General features: G+C 71.9%; 17 protein-coding genes. 2 read left to right on the plus strand and 15 right to left on the minus strand.

Features of this window, described 5'->3' with window-relative positions; genetic code table 11:
- Positions 1 to 42: 42 nt before the first annotated feature.
- The 9 genes from lepB (ACZ6KF_RS19040) to ACZ6KF_RS19080 all read right to left on the minus strand — a co-directional run bounded on the left by lepB (ACZ6KF_RS19040) (position 43) and on the right by ACZ6KF_RS19080 (position 6,206).
- Positions 43 to 906, minus strand: coding sequence for a signal peptidase I (lepB, locus tag ACZ6KF_RS19040; protein ID WP_469177188.1), 864 nt, complete (start codon positions 904 to 906; stop codon positions 43 to 45).
- On the minus strand, positions 848 to 1,984 hold the full coding sequence (lepB, locus tag ACZ6KF_RS19045) for a signal peptidase I (protein ID WP_356630049.1): 1,137 nt from the start codon (positions 1,982 to 1,984) through the stop codon (positions 848 to 850). The genes lepB (ACZ6KF_RS19040) and lepB (ACZ6KF_RS19045) overlap by 59 nt, the downstream gene beginning before the upstream one ends.
- Positions 1,977 to 2,693 carry a signal peptidase I gene (lepB, locus tag ACZ6KF_RS19050; RefSeq protein WP_469239323.1) on the minus strand — a complete coding sequence of 239 codons (717 nt, stop codon included), beginning with the start codon at positions 2,691 to 2,693 and terminating at the stop codon, positions 1,977 to 1,979. The genes lepB (ACZ6KF_RS19045) and lepB (ACZ6KF_RS19050) overlap by 8 nt, the downstream gene beginning before the upstream one ends.
- A 45-nt stretch (positions 2,694 to 2,738) precedes the next feature.
- Complete coding sequence (gene rplS / locus ACZ6KF_RS19055) at positions 2,739 to 3,089, minus strand: 50S ribosomal protein L19 (RefSeq protein WP_143636014.1); 351 nt, start codon at positions 3,087 to 3,089, stop codon at positions 2,739 to 2,741.
- Between the two features lie 134 nt (positions 3,090 to 3,223).
- Positions 3,224 to 4,057, minus strand: coding sequence for a tRNA (guanosine(37)-N1)-methyltransferase TrmD (gene trmD, locus ACZ6KF_RS19060; RefSeq protein ID WP_469177186.1), 834 nt, complete (start codon positions 4,055 to 4,057; stop codon positions 3,224 to 3,226).
- On the minus strand, positions 4,054 to 4,599 hold the full coding sequence (gene rimM / locus ACZ6KF_RS19065) for a ribosome maturation factor RimM (RefSeq protein WP_356630056.1): 546 nt from the start codon (positions 4,597 to 4,599) through the stop codon (positions 4,054 to 4,056). The genes trmD and rimM overlap by 4 nt, the downstream gene beginning before the upstream one ends.
- An 82-nt stretch (positions 4,600 to 4,681) precedes the next feature.
- Positions 4,682 to 4,921, minus strand: a complete 240-nt coding sequence (locus ACZ6KF_RS19070) for an RNA-binding protein (RefSeq protein ID WP_190063066.1) — start codon at positions 4,919 to 4,921, stop codon at positions 4,682 to 4,684.
- A 2-nt stretch (positions 4,922 to 4,923) separates the two neighbouring features.
- A complete protein-coding gene (gene rpsP / locus ACZ6KF_RS19075; protein ID WP_356630058.1) occupies positions 4,924 to 5,343 on the minus strand; it encodes a 30S ribosomal protein S16 in 420 nt (139 codons plus the stop codon).
- Between the two features lie 260 nt (positions 5,344 to 5,603).
- Positions 5,604 to 6,206, minus strand: coding sequence for a hypothetical protein (locus ACZ6KF_RS19080; RefSeq protein WP_356630060.1), 603 nt, complete (start codon positions 6,204 to 6,206; stop codon positions 5,604 to 5,606).
- Between the two features lie 494 nt (positions 6,207 to 6,700).
- Between ACZ6KF_RS19080 and ACZ6KF_RS19085 the strand changes: the two genes are divergently transcribed.
- The gene (locus ACZ6KF_RS19085; protein ID WP_356630062.1) at positions 6,701 to 7,567 is read left to right on the plus strand and encodes a class I SAM-dependent methyltransferase; all 867 of its coding nucleotides are present in this window, start codon (positions 6,701 to 6,703) and stop codon (positions 7,565 to 7,567) included.
- 63 nt (positions 7,568 to 7,630) lie between these two features.
- Here ACZ6KF_RS19085 and ffh read toward each other — a convergent pair whose 3' ends face one another.
- From ffh to nsdA, 5 genes are all read right to left on the minus strand, one after another.
- Positions 7,631 to 9,181 (minus strand): signal recognition particle protein, encoded by a 1,551-nt coding sequence (gene ffh / locus ACZ6KF_RS19090; protein ID WP_356630065.1) that lies wholly within the window; start codon positions 9,179 to 9,181, stop codon positions 7,631 to 7,633.
- A gap of 114 nt (positions 9,182 to 9,295) precedes the next feature.
- Entirely contained in the window at positions 9,296 to 11,740 is a 2,445-nt protein-coding gene (locus ACZ6KF_RS19095) for a [protein-PII] uridylyltransferase (protein WP_469239324.1), read from the minus strand.
- 23 nt (positions 11,741 to 11,763) lie between these two features.
- Complete coding sequence (locus ACZ6KF_RS19100; protein ID WP_055725071.1) at positions 11,764 to 12,102, minus strand: P-II family nitrogen regulator; 339 nt, start codon at positions 12,100 to 12,102, stop codon at positions 11,764 to 11,766.
- The gene (locus ACZ6KF_RS19105) at positions 12,099 to 13,439 is read right to left on the minus strand and encodes an ammonium transporter (RefSeq protein WP_356630071.1); all 1,341 of its coding nucleotides are present in this window, start codon (positions 13,437 to 13,439) and stop codon (positions 12,099 to 12,101) included. Before ACZ6KF_RS19105 ends, ACZ6KF_RS19100 begins: the two co-directional genes overlap by 4 nt.
- A gap of 376 nt (positions 13,440 to 13,815) precedes the next feature.
- Positions 13,816 to 15,291 (minus strand): transcriptional repressor NsdA, encoded by a 1,476-nt coding sequence (gene nsdA / locus ACZ6KF_RS19110; RefSeq protein WP_356630156.1) that lies wholly within the window; start codon positions 15,289 to 15,291, stop codon positions 13,816 to 13,818.
- A gap of 493 nt (positions 15,292 to 15,784) precedes the next feature.
- Between nsdA and ACZ6KF_RS19115 the strand changes: the two genes are divergently transcribed.
- Positions 15,785 to 16,447 carry a bifunctional DNA primase/polymerase gene (locus ACZ6KF_RS19115; RefSeq protein ID WP_469158979.1) on the plus strand — a complete coding sequence of 221 codons (663 nt, stop codon included), beginning with the start codon at positions 15,785 to 15,787 and terminating at the stop codon, positions 16,445 to 16,447.
- Positions 16,448 to 16,744: 297 nt separating this feature from the next.
- On the opposite strand, the gene ftsY is transcribed toward ACZ6KF_RS19115, so the two are convergent.
- Complete coding sequence (ftsY, locus tag ACZ6KF_RS19120; protein WP_356630075.1) at positions 16,745 to 17,953, minus strand: signal recognition particle-docking protein FtsY; 1,209 nt, start codon at positions 17,951 to 17,953, stop codon at positions 16,745 to 16,747.
- Between the last annotated feature and the right edge of the window lie 32 nt (positions 17,954 to 17,985).

Consider the following 17,985-nt stretch of genomic DNA (forward strand, 5'->3'; position numbering starts at 1 on the left):
CGGGAGCCGGTCAGCCCCGCGCGTCCGCGCACCGGACCCCGCTCAGCGGGTCGGCCGGACGGTGATCCGGCGCCGGCGCCACAGCGCCACCGGCAGCACCGCGGCGAGCGCCAGCGCGTTCGGAGCGGCGACCTGCGCCGCCGCGGCGGAGGACGCCCCCGCGTCCAGACCCGGCTGGTCGAAGGTGGGCGGCACCGGCAGGGTGCCCCAGCGGTCGACCGGCCAGGCCTTGAAGACCGCGCGGCCGACGACCTTGTCCACCGGGACCATGCCCTTGTTGGCGTCGGCCTGGTTGTAACGGGAGTCGCGGGAGTTCTGGCGGTGGTCGCCCATCACCCAGATGTAGCCCTCGGGCACCTCGACCTTGAACTGGCCGCCCTGGTCGTCGTTGCTGCACGGCGTGTTGCCGGGGTAGACGTAGGGCTCGTCGAGCGCCTTGCCGTTGACCTTCAGCGGGCCGGTGTTCCGGCATTCGACGGTGTCGCCGCCGACGCCGATGACCCGCTTGATCAGGTCCTTCTCCTCCGCGGACGGCATCAGGCCGATCCAGCTCAGGAAGGTCTGGAAGGCGTTCGGGTCGGCCACGGGCTCGCCCGCGAGCCAGTTGTCCGGGTCGTGGAAGACGACGACCTCGCCGCGCTCCGGCTCGGAGCCGAACCACGGGGTCAGTTTGTCGACCAGGACCCGGTCGCCCTTCTGGAGGGCGTTCTGCATCGAGTCGGAGGGGATCGAGAACGCCTGCACCAGAAACGTCTTGATCAGCAGCGCGAGCACCAGGGCGATGCCGACCAGGATCGGCAGCTCCTTCCAGAAGGAGCGCTGCGTCCTCCCCTCGGACGCGCCGCCGTCAGGGCCGTCGGGCCCGTCCGGCGTGTGGTCCTCGGGGCCGCTCTGTTCGTCCGTCACCGTGCCGTCCTCGACTGACTGGGGGGCTGCTTCCACGGAACGTCCGCGGGGCTCCTCGCCGTCGTGTCCGGACCGTGCGCCTACCGCCACATCCCCCACGCCAACTCCTTACTCCGTGCCGCTGCCTGCCCCAGACGCGGCGCAGGCCCACCACTCCCATAACGAGCGGGAGTTCCGCAGGGGTCGGGAGCCGGATCGTTCCGTTCGGATCGTCGGGGGCAACCCTATGCGACGGCTGCGGCGCGGCGGTCGTCCCGGATGCCGAGTCGGACAGGGAAGCGAAGGTTTTCGGTTCTTCCAGGGTGGTCCAGTGGTCGAACGGCCAGGCGATCACGACGGCCCGGCCCACCACCTCGTCCACGGAGACGGTGCCGCCGTAGTCGGACTTCTGGTGGTAGCGGGAGTCCGCGGAGTTGGCCCGGTGGTCGCCCATCACCCACAGCCGGCCCCGGGGGACGGTGACGTCGAACTCCGTCGCGGACGGCTCGTTGCCCGGGTACAGGTAGTCCTCGACCAGGGGGACGCCGTTGACGGTGACCCGCCCCTGCTCGTCGCAGCACCGCACCCGGTCGCCGCCGACGCCGACCACCCGCTTGATCAGGTCCTGCTCGTTGTCGGAGGGCAGCAGGCCGATGAAGGTCAGGCCCTCCTTGACCTGCTTGACGACGACCGGGTCGTCCTTCTTCTGGGCGGGCTGTTCGTCCTTGAGCCAGCCGCCGGGGTCCTTGAAGACGACGACGTCGCCGCGCTCCGGCTCGGAGCCGAACCACGGGGTCAGCTTGTCGACCAGGACCCGGTCGCCGATCCGGATCGTCTGCTCCATGGAGCCCGAGGGGATCACGAAGGCCTGGACGAGGAACGTCTTCAGCACGAGCGCGATGAGCACGGCCACGCCGACCAGGAGCGGTATCTCCTTGATCGCCGAACGGCGCCGGCGCCGCTTGACCTTGCGCTGGAGCTTGCGACGCTCCGCGCGCGTGCGCCCCCCGGGCGGGCCGGAGGCGCGGCGGGTGCCGGTGGGCAGCAGATTCTCCGCGGGACCGCTGGGCGCGCCGCGCGGCTTGCCGCGGTTACCCATGGCCGCCGTCCGCCGCGGGCACGCGCGCGTAGGCGCCGGGACGGTCGAGCCGGCCGACGCGGCCGAAGGGCCAGGCGATCCAGTCCGCGCGGCCGATGACACCGGTGACCGGAATCATGCCGCCGCCGGGCGAGCCCAGGTGGTCGCGGGAGTCGCTGGAGGCGCTGCGGTGGTCGCCGAGGACGAACAGCGACCCGTCGGGCACCACGACGTCGAAGGGCACGGCGGACGCGCTGTCACCGGGGTACAGGAACGCCGACTCGTCGACGGACCGACCGTTCACCCGAAGCCTCCCCTCCGTGTCGCAGCACACCACGCGGTCTCCCCCCACCCCCACGACGCGTTTGACGTAGTCGGCGTTCCCGAAGTAGCCGGTGCCGTCGAACACGACGACGTCCCCGCGCCGCGGCTCGGCCCCGAAACGGTACGCCAGCTTATTTACGAGAACCCGGTCGCCGATCCTCAATCCGCGCTCCATCGACCCGCTGGGGATCTCGAACGGCTGCACGACGAACATGTTGAGCAGCAGCAGGAACAGCAGGCCGGTCAGCGCGGTCAGGGTGAGCCGCCCGGCCGGCAGCAGGTCGGCGAGCCGGGCCGCCAACGCGAAACGCGACCGGTCCTCCCGGCCCGCTGTGTCCGAGGTCTCCTCGGTGTCGTCGGGCCGGGAGGAGCGGTCGCGCTCCGTCGGCTGTGCTTCGGTGTCCATCGGGGCCAGATGTTATCCGGCCCCCCTGTGGACCCCGGGAGGCGCTCAGTTGTCGCGCTTCTCCTTGATCTTCGCGGCCTTGCCGCGCAGCTCGCGCAGGTAGTACAGCTTCGCGCGACGGACGTCACCGCGAGTGACGAGCTCGATCTTCTCCACGATCGGGGTGTGCACCGGGAAGGTGCGCTCGACGCCGACGGAGAAGGAGACCTTGCGGACCGTGAAGGTCTCGCGCACGCCGGAACCCTGGCGGCGGATCACGACGCCCTTGAACTGCTGCACACGGGAGCGGTTGCCCTCGATGACGCGGACGTGGACGTTGACCGTGTCGCCCGGGCGGAAGGCGGGGACGTCGCTGCGCAGCGACGCGGCGTCGACGGTGTCGAGCAGGTGGGACATTTCGTCTGCTTTCTTCGCTGATGCCACAGGTCATCAACGGCATCTAGGTGTTCGGATCGGTGGTGTGCGGATCGGGGCGGGCGTCGTGTCCCCCTGTGGCAGGGGCGCACGCCGGACGGGCGCACAACAGCGGCCTATTCTTCCACGCCGCCGGTCCTGCGCCAAAATCGGCCGTACGGTTCCCCCTGCGGGTCCGGCTCCCAGCCCAGGATGGACAGCATCTCGCGGTCCTTCTTGTCGAACGCCTTCGGGTCGCAGCGCTCGATCAGGTCGGGCCGGTTGGCGGTGGTGCGCCGCAGCGCCTCGTCGCGCCGCCAGCGGGCGATCTTCCCGTGGTGGCCGCTGAGCAGGACGTCGGGGATGTCCCGGCCGCGCCACAGGGGCGGCTTGGTGTAGACGGGGCCTTCCAGGAGGTTGGCCATGGCGCCGGGCGCGAAGGAGTCGTCGCGGTGGGACTCGGCGTTGCCGAGGACGCCGGGCAGCAGCCGGGCGACGGCCTCCGTGACGACCAGGACGGCCGCCTCGCCGCCGGCCAGCACGTAGTCACCGATGGAGACCTCGTACACCGGTATCCGGGTGGCGTACTCGTCGACGACCCGCCGGTCGATGCCCTCGTAGCGGGCCGGCGTGAAGATCAGCCAGGGCCTCTCGGCCAGTTCGACGGCGAGTTCCTGGGTGAAGGGCCGGCCGCTGGGGGTGGGCACGATCAGGGCGGGCGCGCGGGAGCCGGTCTCGTAGCCGTCGGCGAGGACGGAGTCGAGGGCGTCGCCCCAGGGCTCGGTCTTCATCACCATGCCGGGGCCGCCGCCGTAGGGCGTGTCGTCCACCGTGTTGTGCCGGTCGTACGTCCACTCCCGCAGGTCGTGCACGTGCACGTCGAGCTGCCCACGCGCGCGCGCCTTGCCGACGAGGGAGACGTTCAGCGGTTCGAGGTACTCGGGGAAGATCGTGACGACGTCGAGTCTCATGCCTCGTCGTCCCTCGACGAGGCGATCTCCGCGCGGTCGTCGATCAGTCCCGGCGGCGGATCGACGACCGCCCGCTGCTCCTCCAGGTCGATCTCGGTGACGATCTCCTGGACGAACGGGATCAGCGCCTCGGTGCCGTCGGGACGCTCGACCACGAACAGGTCCTGCGAGGCCAGGTGGGAGATCTCGGTGATGCGGCCCACCTCGACGCCGTCGACGGTCACCACGTCGAGGTCGATCAGCTGGTGGTCGTAGTACTCGTCCTCGCCCTCGGGCAGTTCCTCGGGATCGACCTCGGCGATCAGGAGGGTGTTGCGCAGCGCCTCGGCGGCGGTGCGGTCGCGCACGCCTTCGAAGCGCAGCAGGAGCCGGCCGCTGTGCACGCGGCCCGTCTCGATGGTGAGCGGCCCGACCGAGGCGGGGTCGGTGGCCAGGACGGCGCCGGGGGCGAGCCGCAGCTCCGGCTCGTCGGTGCGTACCTCGACGGTGACCTCGCCCTTGATGCCGTGGGCGCGGCCGATGCGAGCGACTACCAGCTGCACTTGTTCAGATCTCCTGTCATACGACCGCGGGCCGGGGACGGCCCAGTGGCCCTCCCCGGCCCGAGCCGGTGCTGCGTTTGCGTCAGCGGACGTCGTCCACGTCGACGAGGTCGACCCGGATGCCGCGGCCGCCGATGGCGCCCACGACGGTGCGCAGAGCGCGTGCGGTGCGGCCGTTGCGGCCGATCACCTTGCCGAGGTCGTCCGGGTGGACCCGGACCTCGAGCACACGTCCGCGGCGCAGGTTGCGCGAGGCGACCTGCACATCGTCGGGGTTGTCGACGATGCCCTTCACGAGGTGCTCGAGAGCCTCCTCGAGCATGCTCAGGCCTCGGCCGACTCGGACTCGGCCGGAGCCTCGTCCTTCTTCTCCGCCTTCTTCTTCTGGGTGATGGCCTCACCCTTGCCCTCGTCGTCACCGCCGAGAGCCTCGAACGACGGGCGCGTGGCCTTCGGCTCGGCGACGAGCAGCGGCGCCGGGGCGGGCTCGCCCTTGAACTTCTGCCAGTCGCCGGTCTTCTTCAGGATGGCGAGCACGGGCTCGGTCGGCTGGGCGCCGACAGAGAGCCAGTACGCCACGCGCTCGCTGTCGACCTCCATCACCGACGGGTTGTACGTCGGGTGGTACTTGCCGATCTCCTCGATGGCCCGGCCGTCACGGCGGGTACGGGAGTCGGCGACGACGATGCGGTAGTGAGGCGAACGGATCTTGCCCAGACGCTTCAGCTTGATCTTGACTGCCACGGGAGTGGGTTCTCCTGGAATTGACGTGGTTGGGCGCGCGGAGATGCCGCGTGGGGTTGCGGTACCCGAGTGCCCGATGGACGCGTCAGCCGGAGGAGAGAGGGGTCCTGTGCGGCTGTCGAGTACAGCTGGCCATTCTGCCACACCCGAAGGGCCGCTTCCGACCCGGGGGTACGGGCGTGCGGGCAGGGCTCAGCCGCACCCGGCGCCGCGAAACCGCGGGGGTGCCGAGGGCCCGGCTGCCACGAGCAGCCGGGACCTCACCTGACGGCCGCGCCCACGACCTCCGGGATGCGGAACGGCTTCCCGCAGCCGCCGCAGACGATCGGCGCCTGGGCCAGCACCGACGGGACGACGCGGACGTTGCGCCCGCAGTCGCAGACCGCCTTGACCCGGACGCCCCCGCCGGACGAGCCGTGCCGGGCCGCCGGTCCCCGGAAGGTACGGGAGGTGTCCGCGGACGTGGCGGCCATGTGGGCCTTCAGCGCGCGCTGCAGGCGCTCGATGGTCGGACGGTAGCGCCGCTTCGCCTCGGGGTTGAGCGTGACCAGCGAGAAGCCGCTGCTCGGGTGCGGCTCCTCGGGGTGGTCCAGGCCCAGCTCCTCGGCGATCGCGAGGAATCTGCGGTTGTGGTATCGGCCTGCGCGCGAGGTGTCGCGGATCCCGCGGGCGGCGGCGATGCCGTGGACTGCCTCGTGCAACAGCCGTTCGAAGGAGAGTTCGTGACCGCAGGCGGACGACGACTCCCCGATCAGGGACTCCGGCGCGGCAAGGTCCGGCAACTCGGGGTGGTGCCGCTGGATGTCGGCCCACGCCTGCGCCAGCTCTGCGGCGAGAACAGGTGGTGTCTGTGTCGTGCTCACGTAATCACAACGAGCGGAGGTGCCCCTGTGTTCCTATTCCGGGGCATCCCAAATAATTTGCACGTACCCGTCAGTTGCCGCTGATGCGTCCTGACGAGGGCGGGTGCGCTGATCTGCGGAGAAGCGGAACAGCTCCTACCAAGCTGGTACGTAGTCCGACGTACGACCCGGCGCGTATGCCCCGCGCACGCGCCGGGGGCCGTCATGCCCGCGCCGGCGCAAGAGTCGTTTCGGTCGCTCGCGCTGTCCCCCAGTATGCGCGCATCCCCACGGCGACGTTACCGGGTCCGTCCCCACCTCCCGGCACCAGCCCCGCGCACGTTGCCGGAATGTGAATTCTCGCCACTCCCGCGAACACCTCGCAAACAGTCTCCTTGGACCACTGGACGCCGTCGCGGGCGGGGAGTTACCTGACATACGGGGGAAGAGCGAGCGCATGTCACGGGGGGCCAGGGGGGACAGCTGCAGACTCTCGGCGGATTGGGGCGCTTTCGATGACACCTACGCTCGTGCGGCAGCACCTGCCCCACACGGGACCCGTGTCCCGGGTGGACCCGACTGCACGCGCGCGTGACTGGTCCGAGATCCAGGAGCGGATGCTCGTACCGCTCTACGAGGCCGTCTACGAGCGACTGGAAGTGGGCGCCGGCACGACCGTGCTGGGCCTCGACTGCGGATCCGGACTGGCGCTGCTGCTGGCGGCCGCCCGCGGCGCCGACGTCACCGGCGTCGAGGCCGGCTCCCCCGAACGGCTGGCCATCGCCCGGGAGCGGCTGACTCCCGGAGCGGAAACGAACGGCACACGCGCGCATGCCGTCACCCGACTGGTCGACGGCACGCCCGCCGACCTCGACGACCCCGCGCCGGACGGCGAGTACGGCCTGGTGACGGCCTTCGAACCGATCGGCTGCCGCGAGGGCGACGCGGAGGAGCTGGGCGAGCGGCTCCGCGCCGCGGCACCGCTCGCCGGACGCGGGGCGCCCGTCGTCCTGGCCGGGTGGGGGCCGCCGGAGCGGTGCGCCACCTCGGGCGTGCTGCGGGCGGCCGGCCGGCTCGCGGACCCGCTCCCGGGCGGCGACCGCGCGCGACCGGCCCGGCGCGACGAGCTGGAGCAGGTCGCCGAGCAGGCCGGCCTGGTGCCGGACGGCTCCGGCCGCGTCGCCTGCCCCTTCGGCTACGCCGACCTCGACAGCGCGGTACGCGGACTGCTGTCCACCGGCCTGTTCGACCCGGCGATCACCGCGACCGACGAGGAACAGGTCGACAAGGAACTGCGCGAGGCGCTGCACCCGTACCGCCGCCCGGACCGCACGGTGTGGATGCCCAACGTCTTCCGCTATCTGATCGCCCGCAGGCCGTAGCGGTGGCCGAGGGCGCATGTACGTCGCCGGGGGCGCCCCCGGCGACGTACGGCACGGGCGCCGTCAGCCCATGAACTTCTTGAACTCGTCCGGCAGCTCGAAGTCCTGCGGAACCTGCTGGCCGGGCACGCCGAACGCACCGCCCTGAGCGGCGGCGGCGCGCCGGGCGGCCTCCTCCTGCTCCTGCTGCTTGCGCTTCATCGGGTTGCCGGAGCGCTGCTTGCCCTTGGCCTTCTTCGGCTGCTTCTTGGACCGGCCGGGGCCGCCGCCCATGCCCGGGATCCCCGGCATGCCGGGCATGCCGCCGCCCTGGGCCATGCGGGACATCATCTTGCGGGCCTCGAAGAACCGCTCGACCAGGTTCTTGACCGCGCTGACCTCGACGCCGGAGCCCTTGGCGATACGGGCGCGGCGCGAGCCGTTGATGATCATCGGGTCCTGGCGCTCGGCCGGCGTCATCGACTTGATGATCGCGGCCGTGCGGTCGACGTCCCGCTCGTCCAGGTTCTGGATCTGGTCCTTGATCTGGCCCATGCCGGGCAGCATGCCGAGCAGCTTCGAGATGGAGCCCATCTTGCGGACCTGCTCCATCTGGGCCAGGAAGTCGTCCAGGGTGAAGTCCTGGCCCTTCTTGGACGCCAGCTTGGAGGCCATCTTCTCGGCCTCTTCCTGGCTGAACGTCTTCTCCGCCTGCTCGATCAGGGTGAGCAGGTCACCCATGTCGAGGATGCGGGAGGCCATCCGGTCCGGGTGGAAGGCGTCGAAGTCGTCCAGCTTCTCGCCGTTGGAGGCGAACATGATCGGCTTGCCGGTGATCTGCCGGATCGACAGCGCCGCACCGCCACGGGCGTCGCCGTCGAGCTTGGAGAGCACCACGCCGTCGAAGCCGACGCCGTCGCGGAAGGCCTCGGCGGTGTTGACCGCGTCCTGGCCGATCATGGCGTCGACGACGAAGAGGATCTCGTCGGGCCGGGTCGCGTCGCGGATGTCCGCCGCCTGCTGCATCATCTCCTGGTCGATGCCGAGGCGGCCGGCGGTGTCGACGACCACGACGTCGTGGACCTTGGACTTCGCGTACTCGATGGAGTCCCTGGCGACCTCGACCGGGTCGCCGACGCCGTTGCCCGGCTCGGGCGCGTAGACGGCGACGCCGGCGCGCTCGGCGACGACGCTGAGCTGGTTGACGGCGTTGGGGCGCTGGAGGTCGCAGGCGACCAGCAGCGGGGAGTGGCCCTGGTCCTTGAGCCACTTGCCGAGCTTGCCCGCGAGGGTGGTCTTGCCGGCGCCCTGGAGACCGGCGAGCATGATCACGGTCGGGGGCTGCTTGGCGAAGCGCAGGCGGCGGGTCTCGCCGCCCAGAATCGTCACCAGTTCGTCGTTGACGATCTTGAGGACCTGCTGGGCCGGATTCAGCGCCTTGGAGACCTCGGCTCCGAGGGCGCGCTCCTTGACGTTCTTGATGAACGACCGGACGACCGGCAGGGCGACGTCCGCTTCCAGCAGAGCGATGCGGATCTCACGCGCCGTGGCGTCGATGTCCGCTTCGCTCAGCCGGCCTTTTCCGCGGAGGTTTTTGAAAGTCGCGCTGAGGCGGTCGGAGAGAGTATCGAACACGGCGGCGTCGGTCCTCGAGATCGGGGGCGGTGAGCATCTTCCAGGGTATCCGGCCGTGCGGCGCATTCGTCCCCGCCTGCCGCACCCGGCCGGCGGGGACGTGGGTGTGGGATCTCACCCCCGCAGCATCTCCTCCAGCTTCCGGGCCACCGACACCGCGTCCTCACCCGGGAGCGGAACACCCTCGGCGGTCGTCGCATAAAAGGCGTCGACCGCGTTGGACCCGAGCGTGCTGACGTGCATGCTGCGCACCCGCACCTGCGCGTCCTCCAGCGCCCGCCCGATCCGGAACAGCAGCCCCGGCGCGTCCTGCGCGCGGACCTCGATCACCGTGGCGAGGCGGGACGCGGCCGGGGCCACGGTCACCCTCGGCGGGGGCGCGACCACGCCGCGGCGGCGCGGGTAGGCGGCGTCGCGCTCGGCGAGACGGCCCGCGATGTCCAGGGAGCCGTCGAGCGCCCGCACCAGGTCGGCGCGGAGACGGGCGGCCTGGGGCAGGGAGCCGTACTCGGCGGCGACCCGCCAGTCCAGCAGCAGCACGGAGCCCTCGACGCCGTCGGGGAGGTCCATGGCCCGCAGCTCGGCGGTGCGGACCGTCAGCCGGTGCATGGCGAGCACCCCGGCGACGGCGGGCAGGACGCCCGGCTGGTCGGGGACGGCGATCTGGAGTTCCACGCCCAGCGGCTCCGGGTCCCCGGAGGGCTCCTGCTCGGCCGGGACCTCGGTCTGCGCCCGCAGCGACAGCACCGGTCCGCCGGTGCGGAAGGCCTCGATGGCGAGACGTTCCTGTTCGGCGGTGGGCGCGGCGGCCTCGGGTTCGTCGGGCATGTCGCCCGCGAGCACGGCGGAGACCCGTTTGACCAGGTCGGCGACGAGGGAGCCGCGCCAGGAGGACCAGGCGGCGGGGCCGGTGGCGAGGGCGTCGGCCTCGGTGAGGGCGTGCAGCAGTTCGAGCGTGCTCTGGGTGCCGACGGCCTCGGCGACGGCGCGCACGGTGGCCGGGTCCTCCAGGTCGCGCCTGGTGGCGGTCTCGATGAGCAGCAGGTGGCGGCGTACGAGGGTGGCAAGGACGGCGGCGTCGGCGCGGTCGAAGCCGATGCGGACGGCGACGTCGCGGGCGATGATCTCGCCGGCCACCGAGTGGTCGCCGGGCCAGCCCTTGCCGATGTCGTGCAGCAGCGCGGCGACCAGCAGCAGGTCGGGGCGGCTGACGCGGCGGGTGAACTCGGAGGCGCGTACGGCGGTCTCGATGAGGTGCCGGTCGACGGTCCAGATGTGCACGGCGTTGCGCTGCGGCCGGCAGCGCACCCGCTCCCAGTCGGGCAGCAGGCCGGTGATCAGGCCCTCCGCCTCCAGGGCCTCCCAGACCTCGACGGTGGGGCGGCCGGAGCCGAGCAGGGTCACGAGCTGTTCGCGGGCCTCGGCGGGCCAGGGCGTGGGCAGAGGGCGCGCGGTGGCGGCCAGACGGCGCACGGCGTGCAGGGAGAGCGGCAGTCCGGCCTGTGCGGCGGCGGCCGCGGCACGCAGGGGGAGCACGGGGTCGCGCTCTGGGCGGGCGGCGCGGGCGAGTACCACCTCGCCGTCCTGCTCCACGACGCCCTCGGCGAGCGGCGACCGTTCGGGGACCGGTTTCCCGCCGAGCATGGCGCGCAGCCGGGGCCGTACGGCGCGCGCCCGCAGCACGCGCCCCACTTCTCGCCAGGTGACGTCGCTGGCGTAGGAGATGACGCGGGCGGCCTCGTAGACCTGGCGGAGCAGGGTGTCGGCGTCGAGGAGGCCGAGTTCGGCGGCGACCTGGTCCTGTTCCTGGAGGGACAGCCGGTCGGTGGCTCGGCCGGTGGCGAGGTGCAGGGCGTCGCGGACGTCGAGCAGCCGGCGCCGGGCGTCGGCGAGGCCCTCGCGGGGGGCGTCGGCGAGCCAGGAGGCGGCGACGGCGCGCAGGGCGGTGGCGTCGCGCAGGCCGCCGCGGGCCTCCTTGAGGTCGGGTTCGAGGAGGTACTGCAGCTCTCCCTGGCGGGCGGCGCGCTCGGCGCACAGCTCCTGCAGTTCGGGGAGGCGTTTGGGTGCCTGGTTGCGCCAGTCGGCGAGGACCGTGGTGCGCAGGGCGGCGGTGAGGCCGAGGTCGCCCGCGAGGTGCCGGGCGTCGAGCAGGCCGAGCTGGACCTTGAGGTCCTCGCCGGCGGTCTTGCGGGCCTCGGCGGGGGTGCGCACGGAGTGGTCCAGGGCCAGGCCGAGGTCCCACACCGGATACCAGATGCGGTCGGCCAGGGCGGCGATCGCGTCGGGTTCGGCGCCGTCGTGCAGCAGGAGCAGGTCGAGGTCGCTGCGGGGCGACAGTTCGCCGCGTCCGTAGCCGCCGACGGCGACCAGGGAGACTCCGCGCAGTCCCGCGGCGCCGGCGTCGAAGAGGCCGGCGAGCCATTGGTCGGTCAGCTCGGCGAGGGCGGCACGGCGCGGCGGCCCGGACCGCGCCCCCTCGGAGAGGAGGCGCAGCCGGGCCGCCGCGTAGCCGCTGGGTCCCGAGTCCTCTGCATCCGCACGTACGTCCGTACTCGTCACCCAGCGACTCCTGTTCTTCGTGATCAGAGCGCGTCGGGACCGCGCTCGCCGGTGCGGACCCGGACGGCCGTGTCGACCGGGAGGGACCAGACCTTCCCGTCGCCGATCTTGCCGGTCCGGGCGGCCTTGACGATGACGTCGATCAGCTGCTCGGCGTCGTCGTCCTCGGCCAGGACCTCGATACGGATCTTGGGGACCAGGTCGACCGTGTACTCGGCGCCGCGGTAGACCTCGGTGTGGCCCCGCTGCCGACCGTAGCCGCTGGCCTCGGTGACCGTGAGTCCGTGGACTCCGAAGGCCTGGAGGGCCTCCTTGATCTCGTCGAGCCGGTGGGGCTTGACGACGGCGGTGATGAGCTTCATGCGTCCACCTTCTTGTTCTCGGCGTCGGCGACCGGGGCGGGGGCGGGGGTCCGGGCGGCGCCGCCGCCGGCGCCGCTGAAGTCGTATGCGGTCTCGGCGTGCTCGGCCTGGTCGATGCCGGCGACCTCGTCGTCCTCGGGGACCCGCATGCCGATGGTCTTGTCGAGGAGGAAGGCGAGGATCGCGGAGACGACCAGCGAGTAGGCGAGGACGCCGAAGACGCCGGCGCACTGCTTCCAGAACTGGTCGAGGCCGCCGCCGTAGAAGAGGCCCTCGACGTCGGACTGGCCCTTGCCGGTGGCGAAGAAGCCGACGAGCAGGGAGCCGAGGATGCCGCCGACGAGGTGGACGCCGACGACGTCGAGGGAGTCGTCGTAGCCGAACCTGTACTTGAGGCCGACCGCCATGGCGCACAGCACACCGGCGATGACGCCGATGGCGATCGCGCCGAGCGGGGAGACCGCGCCGCCGGCCGGAGTGATGGCGACCAGGCCGGCGACCGCGCCGGAGGCGGCGCCCAGCGTGGTGAACGCGCCGTGGCGGATCTTCTCGTAGGCGAGCCAGCCGAGGACTGCGGCGGCGGTGGCGACCTGCGTGTTGACGAACATCAGCGCGCCGACGCCGTCGTCGTTGCCGAGCCACGAGCCGGCGTTGAAGCCGAACCAGCCGAACCACAGCAGACCGGCGCCGAGCATGACCAGCGGGAGGCTGTGCGGGCGCATCGGGTCCTTCTTGAAGCCGACGCGCTTGCCGATGACGAGGATGACGCCGAGCGCCGCGGCGCCCGCGTTGATGTGGACGGCCGTGCCGCCGGCGAAATCGATCACGCCGAGCTCGAAGGCCCAGCCGCCGGCGCCCCACACCCAGTGCGCGACCGGGAAGTAGACCACGGTGGCCCACAGGGCGACGAACAGCGCCCAGGCGGAGAACTTGACGCGGTCCGCGAGGGCGCCGCTGATCAGGGCGGGCGTGAGGACCGCGAACATCAACTGGAAGACCAGGAACACGAACACGGGGATCGTGTAGCCGTCCCACAGCTCGGTCAGGCCGATGTCGCTGAGGCCGACCCAGTCGGAGTTCCAGCCGATGACGGAGCCGGAGTCGGTGCCGAACGCCATGGAGAAGCCGTAGAGCACCCACAGGACGGTGACGATCCCCAGGCTGATGAAGCTCATCATCAGCATGTTGAGGGTGCTCTTGACGCGGACCATGCCTCCGTAGAAGAAGGCCAGGCCCGGGGTCATGAGCATCACCAGGGCGGAACAGATGAGCATGAAGCCTGTGTTGGCGGACGACAGTGTCGGTGCGTCCGCCGCAAGCGTGATGGCTGGTGCCATCGGCGTCTCCTCGTCGTTGGATACGGCCCCGTGCGGGCGAAGCCTTGAGCGGTCATGAGGGGTGGGCCGGTTATGCGCCATGAGATTGGCGCAGCGCGGTTTCGGTGGAGGCCCCTCGTTGTTTCGCGGTGGTGACGAAGGCGTGTGGCGTGTTACGCGTCGATGAACTGCCTGCTGCCGGGCCGCACGATCGTTATCGTGGCGCAACCTTCGGGTCGAGGCTCTCCGCGCACGGCGCGGCGGGCGCCGTCCGGAGCATGGGAAACCGGCCGCGGGCGGCCTTCCGATGACCTGGCATGGGGGGAGCCGAGTCGGGCAGTTCGGGAGGGCCGGCCGCGGCCGGGTCAGGGGGCCTGGAGGGCGTGCCGGGCGGTGCTCAGACCGCTTCGGCGGCCTCCGGCATCTCGGCCGCCAGCTTCTCGGCGAGGTCGACGACCTCTGCGAGATCACCGAAGTCGCGGGCGGCGGTGTCGACGGTCTTTCGGATACGAGTGTTGACCCGCTCGGAGCGGACCTCCTTGGCGACGCGCATGGCCTGTTCCGCGTAGACGGTGCTCTGCTCGGGCTGGCGCTGGAGCAGATGGACGGTGGCCATGCCGATCAGGTTGAGCGCGTACGACCGCTTGTGGTCGTTGTCCTCGGCGAACAGCTCCACGGCCCTCCGCATCAGCGGTTCGGCCATGGAGGCGTAGGTGGGGCTGCGGCCGGCGACGTAGGCGAGGTCCCGGAAGGAGTGGGAGTTCTCGGCGTAGAGCTCCGCCTCGGAGAAGAAGCGGATCCAGTCGGGGTCGGGCTCGTCCCAGTCGTCGGCGTCGGCGAAGGTGTCCTCGGCCATGCGCACCGCGCGCTTGCACTTGCCGGGCTGGCCCATGTTGGCGTAGGCGCGGGCCTCCATCGCATACAGCATGGCCTGGGTGCGGGGGCTCGCGCAGTCCCGGCTACCGTACTGCGCGAGGTGGATCAGCTCCAGGGCGTCGTCGGGCCGGCCGAGGTGGATCATCTGGCGGCTCATGCTGGAGAGGACGAACGAGCCGAGCGGCCGGTCGCCGGCCTCCTTGGCGGCGTGCAGGGCGAGCACGAAGTACTTCTGGGCGGTGGGCTGGAGGCCCACGTCGTAGCTCATCCACCCGGCCAGTTGCGCCAGTTCGGCGGCGACCTTGAACAGCTTGCGGTTGGTGTCGGCGGGCTGGGGCTCCTGGAGGAGGTCGGTCACCTCGTGCAGCTGGCCGACGACGGCCTTGCGGCGCAGGCCGCCGCCGCACTGGGCGTCCCATTTCCGGAACATCACGGTGGTGGTCTCCAGCAGTTCCAGCTCGGGCCGGGAGAGCCGGCCTCGCGCGCGGCTGGAGGGCACGGCGGAGGGCTCCGGCTGCGGGGAGTGCGGAGCGGGGACGAGCCAGCGCTGCATGGGTTCGATCAGCGCGGGCCCCGCGGACAGGGCGAGCGAGGTGCCGAGGAAGCCGCGGCGCGCCAGCATCAGGTCGCTGCGGGAGAACTCGCCGAGCAGGGCCACCGTCTGCGGGCCCGTCCAGGGGAGGTCGACGCCGGTGGTGGAGGGCGCCTGGCGGGCGGTGCGCAGGCCGAGGTCCTCGATGGAGACGACGCAGCCGAAGCGCTCGGAGAACAGCTCGGAGAGGATCCTCGGGATCGGCTCGCGCGGGTTCTCGCCGTCCAGCCAGCGGCGTACGCGCGAGGTGTCGGTGGAGATGTGGTTGGCGCCCAACTGGCGTGCCCTGCGGTTCACCTGGCGCGCCAGCTCGCCCTTGGACCAGCCGCTGCGCACGAACCACGAGCCCAACAGCTCGTTCGGGCGCTTCTCAGCGTTCGTCCCGCCTCCGCCGCTGCCGCCCACTGGAAACGCCCCCATCCGTAAGCCTGTCGCCGTCGCACCGCTCGCCGCCGCCGCACCGCTGTCGCCGGTGCAGCCGCGTCAAGTGCGCCAAGCCCTATCAGAATGCCCGTGATCCGGGCCATCCGTACGGCAGTTGCCTCTCTTCGAACGGGAATCCGCATTGCCTCCGGCATACCCGTTACGGCACTTGCCCCGAGCTTTGTGCACTCACCGTAACCTCACGATCACCCGTCCAGCCATGGTGAATGCGTAAACGCCACCATTCGCCACCCCTTCGAATGAACTCAGGGTGGCCTTCTCGCGATTCACTTGACACGGAACGGACGGGAGTGGGCGGCCGGGTGCACGCCGGGGCGCGCTCGGCCGGGCGCACCACCAGGAGTGCTTCGGGGCGCTGCCCGTGAAACCGAGCCCGGACGGGAAGGCGGAAACAGAGAGTCACGCTCCGCTTCCGTCTCGTAACCACCGCTGTGTCGGACCCGTTGGAGGGGGTATGGGCTTCACGATCGGCAGCAGTCGGGGGATCCGCGACATCCGGTCCGGTTCGCGGCGCCGCGGCCGCTCGACGGAGTGCACCGCCGTGGCCGAGTACACCGGGCTGTGGGGCTGGGACGTCGCGCCCGGCGCCAGGGCCGCCGCGGGCGTCTGCTCCTGCGGCCTCGCCGGCTGCCGGGCGCCGGGCGCGCATCCGCTGGACTTCGCGCCGGAGGTGCCGGCCGGGGCGACGCTCGACGAGGTCACCGAGGCATGGGGCGAGGTGCCGGGCGCGGCGGTGCTGCTGCCGGTGGGGCGGGCGTTCGACGTGATCGAGGTGGCCGAGTCGGCGGGGCGGCGGGCGCTGGTCCGGCTGGAGCGGATGGGCCTCCCGCTCGGGCCGGTGACCGCGACGCCGGACGGTCGCGTCCACTTCTTCGTCGCGCCGGGCTCCGCCGCCGAACTGCCCGCATTGCTCTACCGCATGGGCTGGGACGACCCGACGCCGGACCTGCGCGGCCTCGGCCCCGGCGCGTACATCACGGCCCCGCCCTCCGACCGGGCCGGCCTCGGCCCCGTCCGCTGGCTGCGCCCGCCCGACCTGGAGTCGGCCCGCAAGCCCCCGGCGGCCCGCCTGCTCCTGGGCACGCTGGCGTACGTGGCCCACCGCTCACGGGGCTGACCGGGTCGGGCGGGCGCGGGCGACCGCGCGGTCTCCCGTACGACGACCCGCGCGCCCGCCCGCGCGGCACGACGGCACGACGGCACGCCGGCCTCGCCTCACGGCGGCAGACCCCTCCTCGCCGCACGACGACGCGCCGCCGACCACGTCGTACGACGCCTCCCCGCCGCCCCAGCCCTGCGGTCGCTCCCGCCACACCCGCAGTAAGGACACCTCGCCCGAACGGCGAAGCGCCCGCCCCGTCGTCCTTCCGCTTCGGGGGCGGGCGCTTCGCAGCGCGTGGGGTCCGGTGCGGGGTCACTCCCCGATGAGCGCGTCCACGAACGCCTCCGGCTCGAACGGCGCGAGGTCGTCCGCGCCCTCGCCGAGGCCGATCAGCTTCACCGGAACGCCCAGCTCGCGCTGCACGGCGACGACGATGCCGCCCTTCGCGGTGCCGTCCAGCTTGGTCAGCACGATGCCGGTGATGTCGACGACCTCCGCGAACACCCGGGCCTGGACGAGACCGTTCTGCCCGGTGGTCGCGTCGAGGACGAGCAGCACCTCGTCCAGCGGGGCGTGCTTCTCGACGACGCGCTTGACCTTGCCCAGCTCGTCCATGAGGCCGGTCTTGGTGTGCAGGCGCCCGGCGGTGTCGATGAGGACGACGTCGGCCCCGATCTCCTTGCCCTCCTTGACCGCGTCGAAGGCCACCGAGGCCGGGTCGCCGCCCTCGGGGCCGCGCACGGTGTGGGCGCCGACGCGCTCGCCCCAGGTCTGGAGCTGGTCGGCGGCGGCGGCGCGGAAGGTGTCGGCGGCGCCGAGGACCACGCTGTTGCCGTCGGCGACCAGGACGCGGGCGAGCTTGCCGGTGGTGGTGGTCTTGCCGGTGCCGTTGACGCCGACGACCATCACGATGCCCGGCTTGCGGCCCTCGGGCTCGGTCTTCACGACGCGGTCGAGGTCGGTGCCGACCAGCGTGAGCAGCTCCTCGCGCAGCAGGCCGCGCAGTTCCTGGGGCGTGCGGGTGCCGAGCACCTTCACGCGCTCGCGCAGCCGCTCCACCAGTTCCTGGGTGGGCTGCACGCCGACGTCGGCGGTGAGGAGGGTGTCCTCGATCTCCTCCCAGGTGTCCTCGTCGAGGTGCTCGCGCGACAGCAGCGTGAGCAGGCCCTTGCCGAGTGCGTTCTGGGAGCGGGACAGCCGGGCGCGCAGGCGCACCAGGCGCCCCGCGGTGGGCTCCGGCACCTCGATGACGGGGGCCGGGATTTCTTCGACGGGCGGTTCCTCGACGGCGATCGTCGAGCCGCTGCCCGGGAGGTCCACCTCCTCTATGGTCCGGCGCGGTTCTTCGCGCGGCTTCTCGGCCTCGTCGCCGACGTGCGGCTCGGCCGGAGGGGCGGTGATGTCGGGCGTGGTGGGCGGCGGCGGGGGCAGCGGCTTCCTGCGCCTGCTCCCGACGACGAGCCCGCCGATCGCGCCGAGCACGACCACGGCGATGACTACAGCAAGGATGAGGATGTCCATAACGCGTCCAGTATCGGCCATGCCGTGTCCCG

The organism is Streptomyces sp. NPDC046379 (assembly GCF_055587785.1).